Source organism: Edaphobacter sp. (assembly GCF_028283685.1).
Taxonomy (GTDB): Bacteria; Acidobacteriota; Terriglobia; order Terriglobales; family Acidobacteriaceae; genus Edaphobacter.
This window is the reverse complement of the sequence record NZ_JAPWKF010000001.1, coordinates 445,015-461,337: the sequence shown is the minus strand read 5'-3', so window position 1 is coordinate 461,337 and position 16,323 is coordinate 445,015. Positions and strand designations below refer to the sequence as shown.

The window sequence follows — 16,323 nt, the reverse complement described above, 5'->3', positions numbered from 1 at the left end:
ATGAGGCTGTACCAGATGGCGGACCACGTCCGCTACGGACTGATGAATACCGAGGAGTTGCGCGAGACATTTCTAATTGAGGAGCTCTTTGAGCCCGGCGAGATCGAGTTCGCCTATGTCGACCTCGACCGCACCGTCATCGGCTCGGCTGTGCCGACGGCCTCTCCGCTGAAGCTTGAGACAGATCCCGATCTGCGTGCCGATTATTTCCTGGAGCGCCGCGAACTGGGCATCTTGAACGTCGGCGGTGCAGGCAGCGTGACCGTCGATGGGAAGACCTTCGACCTCGACAAGCTCGACTGCCTCTACGTCGGACGCGGCGCCAAAGACGTTGCCTTCTCCAGCAAGGATGCCGCAAATCCCGCCGCCTTCTATCTGCTGAGCTACCCTGCCCACGCCGAGTATCCGACCGCGATGGTCAAGTTCGCCGACATGAAGCCGGTCGAGCTGGGCGCGGTGGAGACCTGCAATAAGCGCAAGATCTACAAGGCCATCTTCAAAGACGGCATCAAGAGCTGCCAGCTGGTCATGGGCTTCACCATGCTGGAGTCCGGCAGCAACTGGAACACGATGCCGCCGCACACCCACATGCGCCGCAGCGAGGTCTACTTCTACTTCGACGTAGACCCGGCTCACCGCGTGCTGCACTTGATGGGACCGCCGGATGCAACCAGCCACCTCGTCGTCGCCGACAAGGAGGTCGTGGTCTCGCCGGGCTGGTCGATCCACGCCGGCGTCGGCACGAAGAACTACACCTTCTGCTGGGGCATGGGTGGTGAAAACCAGGCCTATGACGACATGGACGGCGTTGCTATCGCCGAGTTGAGGTAAGCGGCGTTGAGCGAGTCTGGTACAGCAGGGCTAAACATTAAGCCGAAGAATGCGTGTCGCTGGGATGAACTGAGTCTTGGCGAAGTGATGGTCAGGTTCGATCCCGGCGAAGAACGTATCGCTGTGACGCGCAACTTTCGCGTCTGGGAGGGCGGCGGTGAGTACAACGTCGCACGCGGTCTGCGGCGATGCTTCGGTCAGCGGACGACGCTGGTCACTGCGGTCGCAGATAATCCGGTCGGTCGTCTGCTCGAAGACCTGATGCTGCAGGGCGGCGTCGATCTCTCCCACCTCAAATGGGTCGAGTACGACGGCATCGGTCGCGCGTCGCGCAACGGCATCTACTTCCTTGAGCGCGGCTTCGGCAATCGCGGCGCAATGGGAATGATGGACCGTGGACATACCCCGGTCTCGCAGATGAAGCCCGGTGACATCGATTGGGATGCAATCTTCAACACCGAAGGTGTGCGATGGTTTCACACTGGCGGGGTCTACTGCGCTCTCTCTCCGAGCACCGCTGAGGTCGCCAAAGAAGCAATGGCCTCCGCCAAACGGCATGGCGTTGTCGTCTCGTTCGACTGCAACTACCGCCCGTCGCTTTGGAAGGCCTCGGGCGGACGCGCCGCAGCCTGCAGACTCAATCGCGAACTGGCGCAGTACGTTGATGTTCTCTTCGGACACGAGGGAGACCTTCTGGACACCTGCGCTGCTGCCTCCGGTCCACCGTGGTACGACAGCGAAAGCTATGAGGCGATGTCCAAACGCATTCAGGAGAGCTTCCCGGCGATCAAGGTCATCGCAACGACGATCCGTCGTCCCCGTACCGCGAACCGTAATGACTGGGGAGCCTTTGGGTTTGCCGAAGGAAATGTCTTCGAGAGCGTAAAGTTCGACGATCTGGAGATCTTCGATCGCGTCGGCGGCGGCGACTCCTTTGCTGCAGGCCTGATCTACGGCCTGATGGAGCACAAGGGGCTGAAGTGGGCGCTCGACTGCGGCGTGGCGCATGGTGCGCTGGCGATGACGACTCCCGGAGACAGCTCCATGGCGACGCTGGGTGAGGTAGAACGGCTCATGGGCGGTGGTTCAGCGGCGGTACAGCGGTAGGATAGAGAGACTATGAAGAAGGCAGAAGTTCTAAAGAAGATGCAGGAGATCGGCCTGGTTCCGGTCTTGCGGGCCGAGTCGGTCGAGAAGGCGCTGGCACTGGCCGAGGCAATCGCAGCCGGCGGTGTGACCGTGCTCGAGATCACGATGACGGTTCCAGGTGCGATCCAGGTGATGCGCAAGCTCTCCGAGCAGCGCCCCGACATTCTCATCGGCGCCGGCACCGTGCTGGACCCCGAAACTGCGCGCGCATGCATCCTTGAGGGCGCGAAGTTCGTCGTCAGCCCGGCGCTCAACCTCAAGACAATCGAGATGTGCCAGCGGTACTCGATCGCCGCACTGCCCGGCTCTCTGACGCCAACCGAGATTGTCACCGCATGGCAGGCAGGCGCCGACGTTGTGAAGGTCTTTCCGGCCTCAGCAATGGGCGGAGCGAAGTACCTCAGCTCCCTGAAGGCTCCGCTGCCTCAGGTAGAGATGATTCCTACCGGTGGTGTCTCGTTGGCGACCGCCAGGGACTTCCTCGAAGCTGGAGCCTTTGCTTTAGGTGTCGGCGCTGACCTTGTGAATACAAAGGCGATGGCCGAAGGCAAGCCCGAGATTGTCACTGAGAGCGCGAAGAAGTACCTCGCGATCGTGAAGGAGTTTCAGGAGAAGGCCAGCTAATCTGCCTGAGTCCTCAAATCTAAATGGCCCGGAAAGTTACCTCTCCGGGCCATTCTTTTGTTTACAGCAGACAAGTCCTCCAAAGAAGCTAGTCGGCACTGAGGGGCTGAAGAGGTCCCGCGAGATCAGGCCTGACATCGAGCTCCTGATCTTTGTACTGCAACTCGTACAGCTTCCAGTACAGACCGCGTTGAGTCAGTAGCTGCTGGTGAGTGCCTCGCTCGCGAAGCTTTCCCTTGTGCATGACGAGGATGGTATCGGCGCGCTGGATGGTCGACAGCCGGTGAGCGATGAGGATCGAAGTCCGGCCCGTGATCATGCGCGACAGAGCCATGCGAACACGCAGTTCGGTGTCGGTGTCGACCGAGCTGGTAGCCTCATCGAGGATGAGGATGCGTGGAGCGTGCGCAAGCGCCCGGGCAAAGCTGATCAGCTGTTTCTGACCAGTGGAGAGTGTCGCTCCGCGTTCGCGGACCGGCTCCTGAAACTGTTGCGGCAGGGTACGAATGAAATCGCCTACGTTGACCTCGTCGCAGGCACGTTCCAGCTGCTCGTCGGTGATCCAACTGGAGCCGAGACGTACGTTGTCGGCGATCGTTCCTGTGAACAGGAATGGGTCCTGCAGAACCACCCCGAAACGCTGCCTCAGTGTCTTGAGATCCTGCCGGCGTACGTCGACGCCATCGATGAGAATCTCTCCGCGCTGGATGTCGTAGAAACGCATCATCAGCCCGGTGATGGTCGTCTTTCCTGCACCCGTGTGGCCGACGATCGCAGCCGTCTCGTCGGGCTGGATTTCGAAGGAGACGCCGCGAAGAATCCATTCGATATCGGGGATCGCTTCAAGCTCTTCCGAGGTGGTGGCGGAGGCGATCTGAGCCTGCTGATCCGGGTTCAGGCGCTGGTAGGTAAACCACACGTCGCGAAACTCGATGCCCCCTGACCCATCGCCTGCGACGGGGGCCGCAGGCGAGACGATGTCGGAGCTGGTATCAAGCAGCTTGAAGACGCGCTCGGCGGCAGCCATCGCCGCCTGCAGAATGTTGTACTTCTCACTCAGATCCTGGATAGGACGGAAGAAGCGCTGGGCATACTGGATGAACGCTATGAGGACGCCGAGCGTTACGGTTCCGAACAGACTGGTCTGCACTGTGCCATCCGGGCCGTTGAACGCATGCGCAGAGAGCCAGTGAAAGTGTTCTGCGTTCAGCACGCTGATGCCGCCGCGCCAGATGACAAGCGCAATGGCGGTTGAGCTAAGCAGCTCGACGATGGGATAGTAGAGCGCATAGGCAAAGATGGCGTCCGACCACGCCTTCTTGTTTTCGGCGTTGACCTCGGCAAAGTCATCGAAGGCGCGGCGCTCGCGGTTGAACAGCTGCACGATGGCCATGCCCGAGACGTACTCCTGCGTAAAAGAGTTGATACGCGCCGTGGCCGAACGCTGGCGTCGGTAGCTGTCTCGCACATGCTTGCGGAAGATCTTGGTGACGTAAAGAATGGCCGGAATCACCGAGATGGTGATCAGGGCCAGTGGCCAGCTCATGCGCAGCATAATGATGATGATGAAGGCAAGAACGAAGACGTCTTCGAAGATCGCCAGCACGCCAGAGGTAAACATCTCGTTGAGGGCGTCGACGTCCGACGTGACACGGGTAACCAGGCGCCCTACTGGATTGTGATCGAAGAATGCAGGCGACATGCGCTGCAGATGGCGGAAGATCTGGCTCCGAAGGTCAAACATAATCTTCTGGCCGGTCCACTGCATAAGGTAGGTCTGGATGAACTCAAGGATGAAGTTGAGCAGCAGCGCGCCCAGGTAGATCGCCGCAATCTGGGTAATGCCGACCATCGGTGAAGGATCAAGATGCCGCGCGAGCCACGAACGATTCCCGGCGACCGCACCGCTCATATAGTTGTCGACCGCAACTTTGACGAGAAACGGTCCGGCAACGTCGGTAGCTGCCTTGATCAGGATCGCAACAGCGGAGAGGACGACCTGAAGCTTGTATGGCCTGAGGTAACGGAGCAGGCGGCGCATCAGGCGGCTGTCATAGGCCTTTCCTGCCACCTCGTCGTCCTGCTGCGGCTTCTTTGCAGGCTCCTTCTTTGCGGATTTCGCTTGGTCGGCCATCTTTCCATTCTAGATGCTGGCTGGCGGCTGCAGATTCAAGCGGTTTCGTCGAAGTGAGCAGGGAAATGCCGTACCGGAGCGCTCAGGCATGAAAAAATAGAAGGGAGGCTATTGTGGACCCGAATCATCCGGTGGGACTCTATCTTGCGGTACCGTTCTGCAAGGCGAAGTGCAGCTTCTGCAACTTCGCATCGGATGCCTTTGCGCCTCAGCGTATGGATGCCTACGTCGATCGCCTATGCACAGAGGTCTCTCTGGCGAGAGATGCAGCAGCGGCCAAATGTGCGATTCTCGCCAGGACTGCCGACTCCATCTACTTTGGCGGAGGCACTCCCAGCCTGCTTTCGTCCGAACAGTTCCGTAGAATCTTCACGACTCTTGGCGGCCACTTTGATCTTGCCGACAATGCCGAGACAACGATCGAGTGTGCCCCCGGTCAGCTGAGCGATGAGACGCTGGACGAACTTCTGCGGCAGGGCGTCAACCGCATCAGTCTTGGCGTCCAGTCGTTTCTCGACAGGGAGGCCGCAGCCGTAGGTCGCCTGCACACAGGCAAAGAGTGCGAATCCGAGATACAGCGGCTACGTTCGGCTGGTATAGCGGAAGTCTGCCTTGATCTGATCGTCGGCCTTCCTCATCAAACGGAGAACAGCTGGCGCGAATCGTTGCAGCGTGCCATTGCCAGCGGAGTCACCCATATCAGTGTCTATATGCTTGAGGTCGATGAAGACTCCCGGCTCGGCCGCGAGGTGATCGAAGGGGGCGCACGATACGGTGCGGCAGCTGTTCCTGATGAAGATACGGCTGCCGCATGGTACGAACTGGGCTGCTCGCTGCTCGAAGCAGCCGGAGTGCATCAGTACGAGATCTCAAACTTCTCACGCACAGGGCACGAGTCGAGGCACAACAGCAAATACTGGCGCAGGCAGCCCTACATCGGCTTTGGGCTGGATGCCCACTCCATGCTGCTGACAGATGGTGGCGCGGTGAGGTTTCAGAATACGGATGACCTCGACTCGTATTCTCAGGATCGCGGACCATTAACTGTCATGCCACGCAGCAAAGTGCCCACGGCAGAGTACCTGACGCGCGAGGCAGCCTTTGAAGAGTCGCTGTTCTTAGGGCTAAGGATGAGTGTTGGAGTCGATATAGCTGTCCTCCGGCATGATTACGGCGACTTGCTGGAGCGGGTTATACCTTCCGTGAAAGAGATTGAAGCTGCCGGATTACTTACGGTAAAAGATGGCTGGATGCGTCTGACACAGAGTGGCCGTATGGCCTCCAACGAAGTCTTCAGCAGACTGTTGATCGCTGAAGCGGTGGAAGCATGAAGGAGGATTGTCGAATGATCGATCTGCGAAGCGATACGGTAACCAAACCAACCGAAGCGATGCGACGGGCGATGGCCGAGGCGGAAGTCGGCGATGATGTCTACGGTGAAGACCCCACGGTGAACCGGTTGGAGCAGGAGGCGGCAACGGTCTTCGGCCGCGAGGCTGCGATCTTCGTGCCCACAGGTTCAATGGGAAACCAGATTGCCATTCGCTTGCACACGCAACACGGCCAGGAGGTCATCTGCGAGTCGCGGTCGCATGTACTCGATTGGGAGATGGCCATGATGGCGGCCTTCTCCGGTTGCCAGGCGCGCATGGTGGAGGGAGATAGTGGCATCCTCACCTGGGACAGGATCAGCCGCGCCTTCGGTCCAAAGATGTACTTCCGGCAGACGACCGGATTGATCTGCATGGAGAACACGCACAACATGGCGGGAGGAACCGTGACACCGCTCGACGTCATGCAGGAGGTATGGAGCGGAGCCGCGAAAGCAGGCCTGCCGGTTCACCTGGATGGCGCGAGAGTCTTCAATGCGGCCACGGCGTTAGGTATCGATGTTGCGACGTTGACCGAGGGATTCGACACGGTGATGTTCTGCCTGTCGAAGGGGCTGGGAGCGCCGGTAGGGTCGATGCTTGTCGGCAGCAGTTCTGCAATTGAAAAAGCCCGAAGCATCAGGAAGGCGCTTGGCGGAGGAATGAGGCAGGCCGGTATTCTTGCTGCTGCCGGCCTGATCTCCCTCAACGAGATGCCGAAGCGGCTCGCGGAGGATCATGCCAATGCACGTCTGTTGGCGAAGTCCGTGGCAGATACGGCTTCGGCCATTATTGATCTCGATCGTGTGCAGACGAACATCGTCATCTTTACGCTCAAGGACGATGGCGATGCTGCTGCTTTCACCGCCGCCCTCAAGGCGCGTGGAGTGTTGGCAAGCGCGATTGGACCACACACCGTCCGCTTCGTAACCCACTACGACGTAAGCCGCAAGATGTGCGAGGAGGCTGCGGGGATCGTCTCGCAACTGCTGGCGCAGCCGGTCATGGCATAAGCACAGGCGAAGACGGGTACGGCCTGAGGTTGTGCCTCAGGCTCGTATCGACATCGCGTGGTGGAAGATGTTGTTCGGGTCGTAGGTGCGTTTTACGTTCTGCAGGAACGGATAGAGTTCGCCCGTTCCGTAGTAGAGCTGATGCCAGAAGTCGTGCTGCACCATGTCCGCGTCCGGGTAGTTGATATAGCAGCCTTCATAGCGATCCCCCCAGAACGGTGTGCCCGCATAGCGTGCACGATCCCCGATAGCGGGGTAGAGATCGGTATAGAAGTCGCGGATCCATTGAAACTGACCGGCATCCTGCTTTGGGTCCCGCCATGACGCGATGAACTGCAGCTTCATGATGGAATTGCGTTGCGGGGAGCTGGTCTCTTCGTACTTCACCTGCTGGTTCACTGCTGCCCCGAAAGAATCGCAGAGCACCGTGTTGCTCGAAAGATCGACGCCGGGAATCTCGCGTGTGAGGTGCTTATAAAAGCACGCGGCCTCATCTGCGGAGAAGGCTCGCTTCATAAATGTCGATTTGTATTTATGGCGTTCCGTGCTGGGCGGACCACCGGAGCGGCCGCCGCCACCGTGCGAGTCGATCCAGGCGATCTTCGAGACGTTATGCTTTGCCAGGCAGACGGTCTCGCCGGGATGATCCGGCTCGGCGTGATGCAGCGCCATCGCCGGATGCTTTGAGATCTCGGCGATGGGCTTGCACTCGTCGAAGACAGCCAGGAACTCGTCGAGAACTCGCGTGTCTTTCACGGTCCCGTCAGGATTCGTGAAGTTGACCGACATCGAGAGGTGGCCTGAGCTGCTATGCGAAAGATTGAAGATGGAAAAGAGGCCCCAGGTGTCCTTATCCTGACCACGCGTCTCCCAGTAGTTGCTGAACAGATACAGCAGGCGAGTAAACCGCTCCTGCGTCATGCTGTCCCACGAGAAGCTGATGCCTCCCCGGAGAACCTCGACGGGAGCCTTGGGAAGCTCTTCGAAGTGAAAGTTGGTGACGATACCGTAGTTTCCGCCCCCGGAGCCTCGGCAGGCTCGCAGCAGATCGGGGTGGTTCTTTTTGTCCGCGCGAAGGATCTGCGCCTTGCCTGCATGATCGACGGTGACGATGTCGACGGCCGATACCCAGTCCGGGGTAATGCCATGAAGCCGCGAAAGAAGGCCGAAGCCGCCGCCAGAGATATGTCCACCGGCACAGACCGGCGCGCAGGTGCCGCCCGGGATGGTTACCAGGTCACGCTTATAAAGATCGGGATAAGCCCGTCCGAGTGGAGTACCCGCTCCCAGACGATACTTCAGGCCGTTCGGCAGAGGATCCGTACCAGCGATGAAGCTGATATCGATGATTGCGCCGCCGGGGTTGTTATCCGTGAAATCTTCATAACAGTTGCCACCGGAGCGGATCGTGGGACGTATGCCCGCATGCACGAAGCGTTCGAGGGCCTCGGCAACATCCTCGCTGCTATCGCATAGAGCGATACGGCTGGCGCGATCGGCAACCGTTGCAGGAAAGCGTGCGTTCTGTCCGTGGCTGAGCCTTTCGAATCGCACGTCGTCAGGCGAAACAATCTCAATGGACATGGAATGATCCTTTGATGAAAACCATAGCAGGTGTGAAACAGAAGGGTGAATAAGGCAATCGCCCTAGAGAGGGAAACGCGCTGAAGGCTACAAGAAAACGACAGCGCCACACATACTCGTGTGACGCTGCCATTGGTCGTTCGTTAGATTAGCGGTTTGCGGCGTGGGTGTTGGAAGATACGCGAAACTGCTGGTGCAGCGTAGCCTCGGAGCTGTCCCCCATCCATAGGTCGAAGCTTCCCGGTTCAATTGCCTGGGTCTTGGTCTGGGGGCTCCAGAAAGCAAGATCTTTGGTGTCGAGCAGGATTTGAACCCGGCGGTGCTCATGTGCCTTTAGAACGATGCGCTGAAAGCCCTTCAACTCACGCACAGGACGCGAGGCGCTTCCGGCCCGCTGATGCGTGTAAAGCTGAATGATGTCGCTGCCTTCGCGGTCGGATGTATTTTCGACATCGACCGAGGCCGTCAGGCTTGCACCCGCGACAACATCAGGCTTATCAAGCGTGAGCCCCGTGATGGAGAAGGTTGAGTAGCTGAGACCGAAGCCGAAGGGATAGAGCGGTGCGCTCGTCCCATCCCAGTAGCGTGTCTCCGGATGATCCGGGATCTGGGTCAGCTGGCGTGCGTAGAAGATCGGAACCTGTCCGACGTCAACGGGCCAGGAGACGGTAAGCTTGCCGCCTGGATTGGCCTCGCCAAAGAGAAGGTCGGCGACAGCATTGCCTCCTTCGGAGCCGGGATACCAGATGTTGAGAATGGCAGGTACATGCTGCGAGGCCCAGGTGATGTTTAGAGGGCGCCCGGTCATCAGGAGCAGGACGATCGGCTTGCCCGTGGCGACAGCCGCCTCAAGCAGCTTTTCCTGTTCACCAGGCAACACCAGGGTCGAGCGCGAGGCGCGCTCTCCATTCATGTTTTGCGCCTCCCCAAGAGCCAGGACTGCCACATCCGAGCTCCGAACCAGATCGATGGCGTGGTCGAACTCCTTCTTGCGTTCTGCTTCTGTCGTTAGCTGTGGCTTCGGGCTGGGAAACTGCGAATCAAAGATGGAGGGCTGTACCCGCTCAATCTCAACTCCTTTGGTGCTAAGCAGTTTTGTCGTCGACGGCAGAGCATGCTGCAGGCCGTCGAGCAACGTGACGGTCGATTTGACATCACCTGCCAGGCTCCAGGAGCCGAGCGTATCCGGCTTGCTGTCGATCATAGGACCGATCAGCGCGAGGGTGCGGACGTCCTTCTTCAGCGGAAGAAGGTTGTTGTCGTTCTTAAGCAGAATGGCTGTCTGCGTGGCCGTGTGCCGCGCTTCGGTACGAATCTCAGGCGAGCCAATGACCGTCCTGGAGCGATCCACATCAACGTAAGGATTCTTGAAGAGACCAAGGTCGTATTTGGCGATGAGGATTCTTCGTGTCGCATTGTCGATGGTCGTGAGCGAAACCTTGTGCTCGCGTACTGCCTGCGCCAGGTGATCGCGGTAGGTGTGACTGGTCATCTCCATGTCGACGCCTGCGTTGACGGCGCGTACGGCAGCATCCTCGTCATCAGAGGAGAAGCCATGCGTCGTCAGGCTCTTAATGGAATCCCAATCGCTGACGACAAACCCCGGAAACTTCCACTGTGTACGCAGCGTGTCGGTGAGCAGGAATTTATTGCCGGTTGCGGGCACGCTGTTGAGGTCCATATAGGCGCTCATCACTGAGCCTGCACCGGCATCCACGGCTGCGTGATATGCCGGCAGATAAACGTTGTACAGCTGGTTATCGGAGATGTCGGACGAGTCATAATCACGTCCTCCAACCGCAGCACCATAGCCTCCAAAGTGCTTGACGCAAGCGATGATCGAATCGTTCGAGGCAAGGTCCGTGCCCTGAAAGCCGCGAACCTGCGCAGCGGCGATCTTTGAGCCAAGAAAAGGATCTTCTCCCGCGCCTTCCATGATGCGTCCCCAGCGCGGATCGCGGGCGATGTCGACCATGGGAGCAAAAGCCCAGTCCACTCCCACGGCCCGAGCCTCTCGCGCGGCGAGCGATTGCGCTCGCTCGATCAACGCAGGATTCCACGACGACGCCATTGCCAGCGGGACAGGGAAGATGGTGCGGAAGCCGTGAATGACATCAAAGCCGACGATCAGAGGGATATGTAGCCGCGACTGCTCGACAGCGATCTTCTGCAACCGGTTCAACTCAACCGGATCGGTGACAAAGAGCAATGAGCCGACCTTGCCTTCGGCAATCTGCTGCTCAACACCGGTGCCGCCGTCAGAGTTCATCGCGACCTGGCTCATCTGGCCGACCTTTTCTTCAAGCGTCATCTTCGCCAGCAGCTTGTTGGCAAATGCAATAGCTGCGGCAGGCGGCGCTGGCGGAGCCTTCTGGGTAGATAGGCCCTGCGCCGGCAATGAAGGCACGGCAAGAACTGCAAGGAGAATAGCCGCGGTTGCGGACTCAAAGAACTGCTTTGGAGAATGGTGAGGCAGATTTAGAGAATGCATGGACCTCTCGAAGAGTTATGGCGTTGGCTGCCAGATATAAGTCGCCAATGTAGACGGCTTGAGCGACGTGGTGAAGGTTCGCCCAGCCCAAGTTACACGGAACGATGTATTTTGTGCGAGGTTGTTGAGGGCGATCAGCACGATGGTGCGATCGGGATTTTGATAGGCAACGGTTTCAAGACTCTTATCCCCGTAGGAGTTGGAAGCAATCCGAACTGCTCCTGGCTGGACAAACTTACTCGCGTGCCCCAGCGCGTAGAAGTCGCCGGTATAGGTCACCTCAGCTGGCGATACGTGCAGATCGAGTGTTACGAGAGCACGACAGGTTCCGCAGCCGCCGGAGTGCGGTCCATGATCGGAATCCAGCACCAGCCCCCACAACGAGACTGCTTTCGCCCAGTTACGGGTCGATTCGATCAGCAGATGCGACGTCTTGATCAGCGCAGGCTCGCGATCCCATGTGCCGCCGGAGCACTCCGTCAGCCAGATGCCTTTTTCCGGAAACTCCTGATGAATCTTCTCCTGTGCCGTAACCTCACCGCCATAGCAGTGAAGCGCCGATCCAGCGAGATAAGGGGAAACCGATGCATCGGAGAGCAGCGAAAGAGGATACTCCGGATGATCCCAGTTGTGGTCGTAAGCGAGAATCGCGGTCTTGAGACCGTCATGCTTCAGCTCCGGGCCAAGATATTTTCCGATGAGCACGGCAGCCTGCGTCGCAGGGAGAAAGGTCCCCGGATAGTTCTTCGTCTCGTAGAGCGGTTCATTCTGCACGGTGAGATAGCGAATGGGAACACCGGCCTTTTGATAAGCCTGAATTGCTCGCGTGAGGTAGTTTGCGTAGAAAGGTAACGCTTCATCCCGTAACTGCCCGCCGTCAAGCGATCCCTTGGTCTTCATCCACGCTGGTGCGCTCCACGGACTGGCCATGACGGTGATCTTCGGATTCAGAGCAATCGCCTGCCGTGTGATCGGCAGGATCGATTCCCGATCGTGTTCGATCGAGAAATGTTCAAGGTTGCGATCTTCGCTTCCTGCAGGTACATCGTCATATGTCGATTCAGAGCGCGACAGATCGGTAGAGCCGAACGGTTGACGCAGGAAGCTGAGACCGATTCCTCGGTGAGGATCGAACAGGGCTGACATGACCTTGTTACGCGTGGCCGGTGATACCTGCTTGTCCAAAAGCCATGCTGTTCCGTCAGTAATCGATCCGCCAAATCCTTCCATCGTCTGGAAGCGCTGGTGATCGTCGATGGCGATGGTCATCATGTTGTCAGCGGATAATTTTTTTTCGGAGGCAAACTTTGCAGCTGGCTGCGGCGCCAGTTTAGTGTGAAGGTCGGCTGAAGTCTGATAGGAAGCGACCGTCTGCGCACCGGCTGCGGGCACAAAGTAAAACAGGAAAGCAACGGAGAATATTTGATGTCGGAGCAGCACAAGACCTCGAAACGCTGAACGAAATGAAAGAAGAGGGCTCCCGTTGTGTTGGGAGCCCCATGAAATTGCTCTTGCTGCTTAGAAGTAGAGCTTCGCGGCAAGTTGAATAACGCGAGGTCCACCCGGTCCGGCAGGATTGAAGCTGGAGGTCGGCTGCCCCCAGTTCGAGTCCTTGGAAACCGACAGCGGAGTATACGTGCCGTTGCCGCTATAGCCGGGCAGCGTCACATTCGCGTTGTAGTCGCGGGATGCGAAGTTGGGGTGGTTGAGGATGTTGAAGAACTCGCCACGGAGCTGGAGATAGCGTCCTGAACTCTCCGGACCGATGTTGAAGTTCTTGAAGATGGACTGATCCCACGTGACGAGTCCGCCCTGGCGCAGGCTACCTCGGGCAGAGAGTGTGGGGTGACCGATGGTTGGCTGGATCAGGTTGCCGCGATCGTCCACACCGACAAAGGCCGGTGCGACTTTGCTCCACTGTGAGCCGCCCGTAAGCTGGTTGGCAGGGTACCAGAGCGGGTTGATGACTGGAGCGCCGCTCTGAATGCTGGCAAGGCCGGAGAGCTGATAGCCATCGGTAATATACGATGCCCAGTGTCCGGCATGAAGGGCCTTCGAAAACTCCGGCAGGCTGTAGACATAGTTGATAGCAGCGACGTGGCGGCGATCATAACCGGCAACACCATAGCTGTACTTGCGCGGGTTGAACGGATCGACGAAGCTCTCGTCTGCCGTCGAGGTTGTCAGAGACTTCGACCAGGTATAGAAGCCGCCGAAGGTCAGGCTGCGGTTGTAACGCTTCTGCACGGAGACCTGAAGCGAGTTGTAGCTGGAAGTGCCGTCGAACTTGTAGTACTCCAACTGGCCATAGCCCTTATACGGGGAGAGGTAGTTCTGCGGATACGCGTACTGTCCGCTGAAGCTGTAACCGGCCGCAGCATACTCGGGCGGAAGATTCGGTTCGACGGTCGGGACGACACCGCCCGCGAAGTTCGCAGGATTCTGCGCTGCTCGGGTGAATGTCGTTCCGTAAGGAATGGTGTTGAGGTCGCGTGCCGTAACCTGGTGGCGTCCCACGTTACCGACGTAGGCGACGTCCAGCGTCACTCCGTTAGCCACCTCGCGTTGTATGCCGAGCGAATAGCTGTAGGTGACCGGCACCTGCCCGGAGACATCGGCGCCATAGATGCCGTTAAGAACGCCAGTGTTCGCCGCGACTGCAGACGAGGAGATCTGCGCGATGGTGCTGTTGTAGATGTTGGGGGTTGTCACGACTGCGGGATTGCCGAAGACGGTGTTGAAGACCAGGTTGCCCTGTGAGCGATCGTGCGATGTGCCGAAGCCGCCGCGAATAACTCCCTTGTGATCGCCATAGAAGTCCCACGCGAAGCCCACGCGAGGCTCAGGCATGATGCCCTGGGCGTTCCAGCCACCCTTAGGCAGCGTGCCATTGTTGGAGTAGGTCATTCCGTTCAGCGGATTGCCGCTTCCAGGAACGACGTTGCCGGTGGTATCGATTGTGACAGCGCTGGCCGCGTTGTAAGCGGACGGCGTAAACAGGGCGATCTGGTTGTGAGCATCGTACTGCGGTGGGATATAGACAAAGCGAACGCCGTAGTCGAGAGTGAAGCGTGGAGTTACCTGCCAGGTATCCTGCGCGTAAAACTCGACCTGGTTATAACGGAAGTAGCCGACAGGACGTGCGCTGGACTGGTCGAAGTTCTGGAAGTAGCCCAGCAGAGCGCTGGCAATCGGAGAGCCCTGGTTCGAGCTGACACCGGAGACGCATCCGCCCTCGCCGGTGGAGCAGTTGCTGAAGCTGAACTGACCGTTCGAATTTCCCCATGCAACCTGGTCCTTGCGCGAACGCTGGTAGAAGGCGCCGAACTTGAGGGTATGGCTGCGGTAGATCCAGGTCAGATTGTCGTTGACGTTGATCGTTGTCGCAGCCTGATGCCAGGGGGTCGCTCCAAAGTAGCTCGACGCATAGTTGGCGCCGTTACCGCTGAACCCCAGATCGGGAATCGAGGTGTCGGGCGTTACCGAGTAGAGCAGCGGCAGGCTGATGTTGTTTGCACCCACCGACAGGTTGCCGTTATTGCCTTGGACGCGCGAGCTATAAACGCTCGGTCCGATACTGACTTCGTTCAGCAGGTTGGAGCGCAGAGTGCTGGTCAGGTCAACAGACAGATTCCAGCCGGGCTGCTTGTTGGTGCAGCCGCCGGGGATAATCAGCGTGCCCGAGCAGGGAAGACCGAAGCTGCCGATGGGGCCATCCTGCATGTCACGGTTATTGATATAACGGGCAAAGATGCGCTCGTTCGGGCTGATCTGGTAATCGACGCGGCCAATGTACTCGGTACGTGGATGTGTTGAAGAGAGCGGGTCCTGCCGGTTATAGCTGTTGTTGCCGGTCACGTTCGGCAGAGGATACAGGCTGTAGATCTTCTGGATCTGGGCGAAGGCAGCCTGCTCGTCTGCATTCATCTGCCCCGCGGTGATCCTGTTGCCCGCAAACTGGGCTCCCGTGGCTGGGTTGTAGATCTGGAGCGGATTGCCGCTGCTGTCGACGCTCTGCGAGAAGTCTCCCGTACGTTCGGCGGAGGTCGGCGTGCGGTACTGGATAACGCTGCCGGGAACCAGCTGCCGGTAGTACTCGTTCGAGAAGAAGAAGAACAGCTTGTCCTTAATGATCGGACCGCCGATCTGGTACCCGAAGGTGTTGTAGCGGAAGAGCTGCTTGGCCGTGTCGTTGTGATTGCTCACCCAGTCATTGGCGTTCATACCTTCGTTGCGATGAAAGAAATGAAGGTTTCCGTGGAAGTCGTTGGTGCCGCCGCGAGAGGTGACCACAATCGATCCGCCTCCGGCCTTGCCAAACTCAGCCTGGAAGTTAGAGGTCAGCACCTTCACCTCTGCGATGGCGTCGGTGTTGATCGTGACCTGGGTGCCGCCGTTGTTGCCGGTGTCGACGTTGGATGCTCCATCCACGTTGAACTCGTGTTGATTGGCGCGGGTACCGTTAACCGAATAGGTATCGAGGCCGCCCGTGCCCGAAGCACCGAACGCGCCTACTCCCGAGACTCCCGGGATAACCCGAAGAATATCGAGAACATTGCGGCCATTGAGAGCGATGTCGTTCATCTGTTTGCCGGTAATCAGGTCGGACCGCTCACCGGAGTTGGCCTGGATCTGCAGTTGGCCGCTATCTGCGTTGACGTTCACTGTGGTGGCTTCAGCTCCAACCGCCAGGACGAGAGAGCCGGCATTCAGCCGATCCGTCGAGTTCAGAACCACACCATCCTTGACCAGGGTCTCGAAGCCCGTGGCGATGATGGTGAGTTGATACGTGCCGGCAGGCAGGTTCGGAATAGAGAAGGTGCCGCTATCGCTGGAGACAACGGTTCTGGTGACACCGATGTTCCGGGCTGCAGCAACGATCTTCGCCTTGGGAATGACGGCTCCGGACGAATCCTGCACAGAGCCGAGGATCATACCCGAGGTGACCTGAGCACCGGAAGGCAGGCAGATACCAAAAACGAATAGAATAAGTGCGGCCCATATAAGGTGTGCCGAAGATGCTGTTCCGAGTCGGACGGCAGATGCTGTTCTCGGCTCGGATGTTGTTGTTTTTATGCTTTCCAATATGGCCTCCAAATACGTGAAACAAAAGCGTCTCGAACAGTA

The 16,323-nt window shown here is 58.5% G+C and carries 10 protein-coding genes; 5 read left to right on the top strand and 5 right to left on the bottom strand.

Features of this window, described 5'->3' with window-relative positions; all coding sequences use genetic code 11:
* The 3 genes from kduI (at position 1) to eda (ending at position 2,604) form a co-directional block, all read left to right on the top strand.
* A complete protein-coding gene (kduI, locus tag PW789_RS01860) occupies positions 1–831 on the top strand; it encodes a 5-dehydro-4-deoxy-D-glucuronate isomerase (RefSeq protein WP_299370656.1) in 831 nt (276 codons plus the stop codon).
* 84 nt (positions 832–915) lie between these two features.
* A complete protein-coding gene (locus PW789_RS01855; RefSeq protein ID WP_367182473.1) occupies positions 916–1,938 on the top strand; it encodes a PfkB family carbohydrate kinase in 1,023 nt (340 codons plus the stop codon).
* 12 nt (positions 1,939–1,950) lie between these two features.
* Positions 1,951–2,604, top strand: coding sequence for a bifunctional 4-hydroxy-2-oxoglutarate aldolase/2-dehydro-3-deoxy-phosphogluconate aldolase (eda, locus tag PW789_RS01850; RefSeq protein WP_299370652.1), 654 nt, complete (start codon positions 1,951–1,953; stop codon positions 2,602–2,604).
* Between the two features lie 88 nt (positions 2,605–2,692).
* Here eda and PW789_RS01845 read toward each other — a convergent pair whose 3' ends face one another.
* Complete coding sequence (locus tag PW789_RS01845; RefSeq protein WP_299370651.1) at positions 2,693–4,738, bottom strand: ABC transporter ATP-binding protein; 2,046 nt, start codon at positions 4,736–4,738, stop codon at positions 2,693–2,695.
* 113 nt (positions 4,739–4,851) lie between these two features.
* Between PW789_RS01845 and hemW the strand changes: the two genes are divergently transcribed.
* Both hemW and PW789_RS01835 read left to right on the top strand, forming a co-directional pair.
* Positions 4,852–6,069 carry a radical SAM family heme chaperone HemW gene (gene hemW / locus PW789_RS01840; RefSeq protein ID WP_299370649.1) on the top strand — a complete coding sequence of 406 codons (1,218 nt, stop codon included), beginning with the start codon at positions 4,852–4,854 and terminating at the stop codon, positions 6,067–6,069.
* A gap of 14 nt (positions 6,070–6,083) precedes the next feature.
* On the top strand, positions 6,084–7,121 hold the full coding sequence (locus PW789_RS01835; protein WP_299370647.1) for a low specificity L-threonine aldolase: 1,038 nt from the start codon (positions 6,084–6,086) through the stop codon (positions 7,119–7,121).
* 36 nt (positions 7,122–7,157) lie between these two features.
* Here PW789_RS01835 and PW789_RS01830 read toward each other — a convergent pair whose 3' ends face one another.
* The 4 genes from PW789_RS01830 to PW789_RS01815 form a co-directional block, all read right to left on the bottom strand.
* On the bottom strand, positions 7,158–8,705 hold the full coding sequence (locus PW789_RS01830; protein WP_299370645.1) for a BBE domain-containing protein: 1,548 nt from the start codon (positions 8,703–8,705) through the stop codon (positions 7,158–7,160).
* A gap of 148 nt (positions 8,706–8,853) precedes the next feature.
* On the bottom strand, positions 8,854–11,112 hold the full coding sequence (gene bglX / locus PW789_RS01825) for a beta-glucosidase BglX (RefSeq protein WP_299370643.1): 2,259 nt from the start codon (positions 11,110–11,112) through the stop codon (positions 8,854–8,856).
* Positions 11,113–11,211: 99 nt separating this feature from the next.
* The gene (locus PW789_RS01820; RefSeq protein ID WP_299370641.1) at positions 11,212–12,468 is read right to left on the bottom strand and encodes a glycoside hydrolase family 30 beta sandwich domain-containing protein; all 1,257 of its coding nucleotides are present in this window, start codon (positions 12,466–12,468) and stop codon (positions 11,212–11,214) included.
* Positions 12,469–12,714: 246 nt separating this feature from the next.
* Positions 12,715–16,131 (bottom strand): carboxypeptidase regulatory-like domain-containing protein, encoded by a 3,417-nt coding sequence (locus PW789_RS01815; RefSeq protein WP_299370639.1) that lies wholly within the window; start codon positions 16,129–16,131, stop codon positions 12,715–12,717.
* Positions 16,132–16,323: the final 192 nt, after the last annotated feature.

Excerpts from the sequence above, each read along its gene's own strand:
- kduI (WP_299370656.1), top strand. The coding sequence starts at position 1 with ATGAGGCTGTACCAGATGGCGGACCACGTCCGCTACGGACTGATGAAT.
- eda (WP_299370652.1), top strand. The coding sequence starts at position 1,951 with ATGAAGAAGGCAGAAGTTCTAAAGAAGATGCAGGAGATCGGCCTGGTT.
- PW789_RS01845 (WP_299370651.1), bottom strand. The coding sequence starts at position 4,738 with ATGGCCGACCAAGCGAAATCCGCAAAGAAGGAGCCTGCAAAGAAGCCG.
- PW789_RS01835 (WP_299370647.1), top strand. The coding sequence starts at position 6,084 with ATGATCGATCTGCGAAGCGATACGGTAACCAAACCAACCGAAGCGATG.
- PW789_RS01830 (WP_299370645.1), bottom strand. The coding sequence starts at position 8,705 with ATGTCCATTGAGATTGTTTCGCCTGACGACGTGCGATTCGAAAGGCTC.
- PW789_RS01820 (WP_299370641.1), bottom strand. The coding sequence starts at position 12,468 with ATGATGACCATCGCCATCGACGATCACCAGCGCTTCCAGACGATGGAA.
- PW789_RS01815 (WP_299370639.1), bottom strand. The coding sequence starts at position 16,131 with ATGATCCTCGGCTCTGTGCAGGATTCGTCCGGAGCCGTCATTCCCAAG.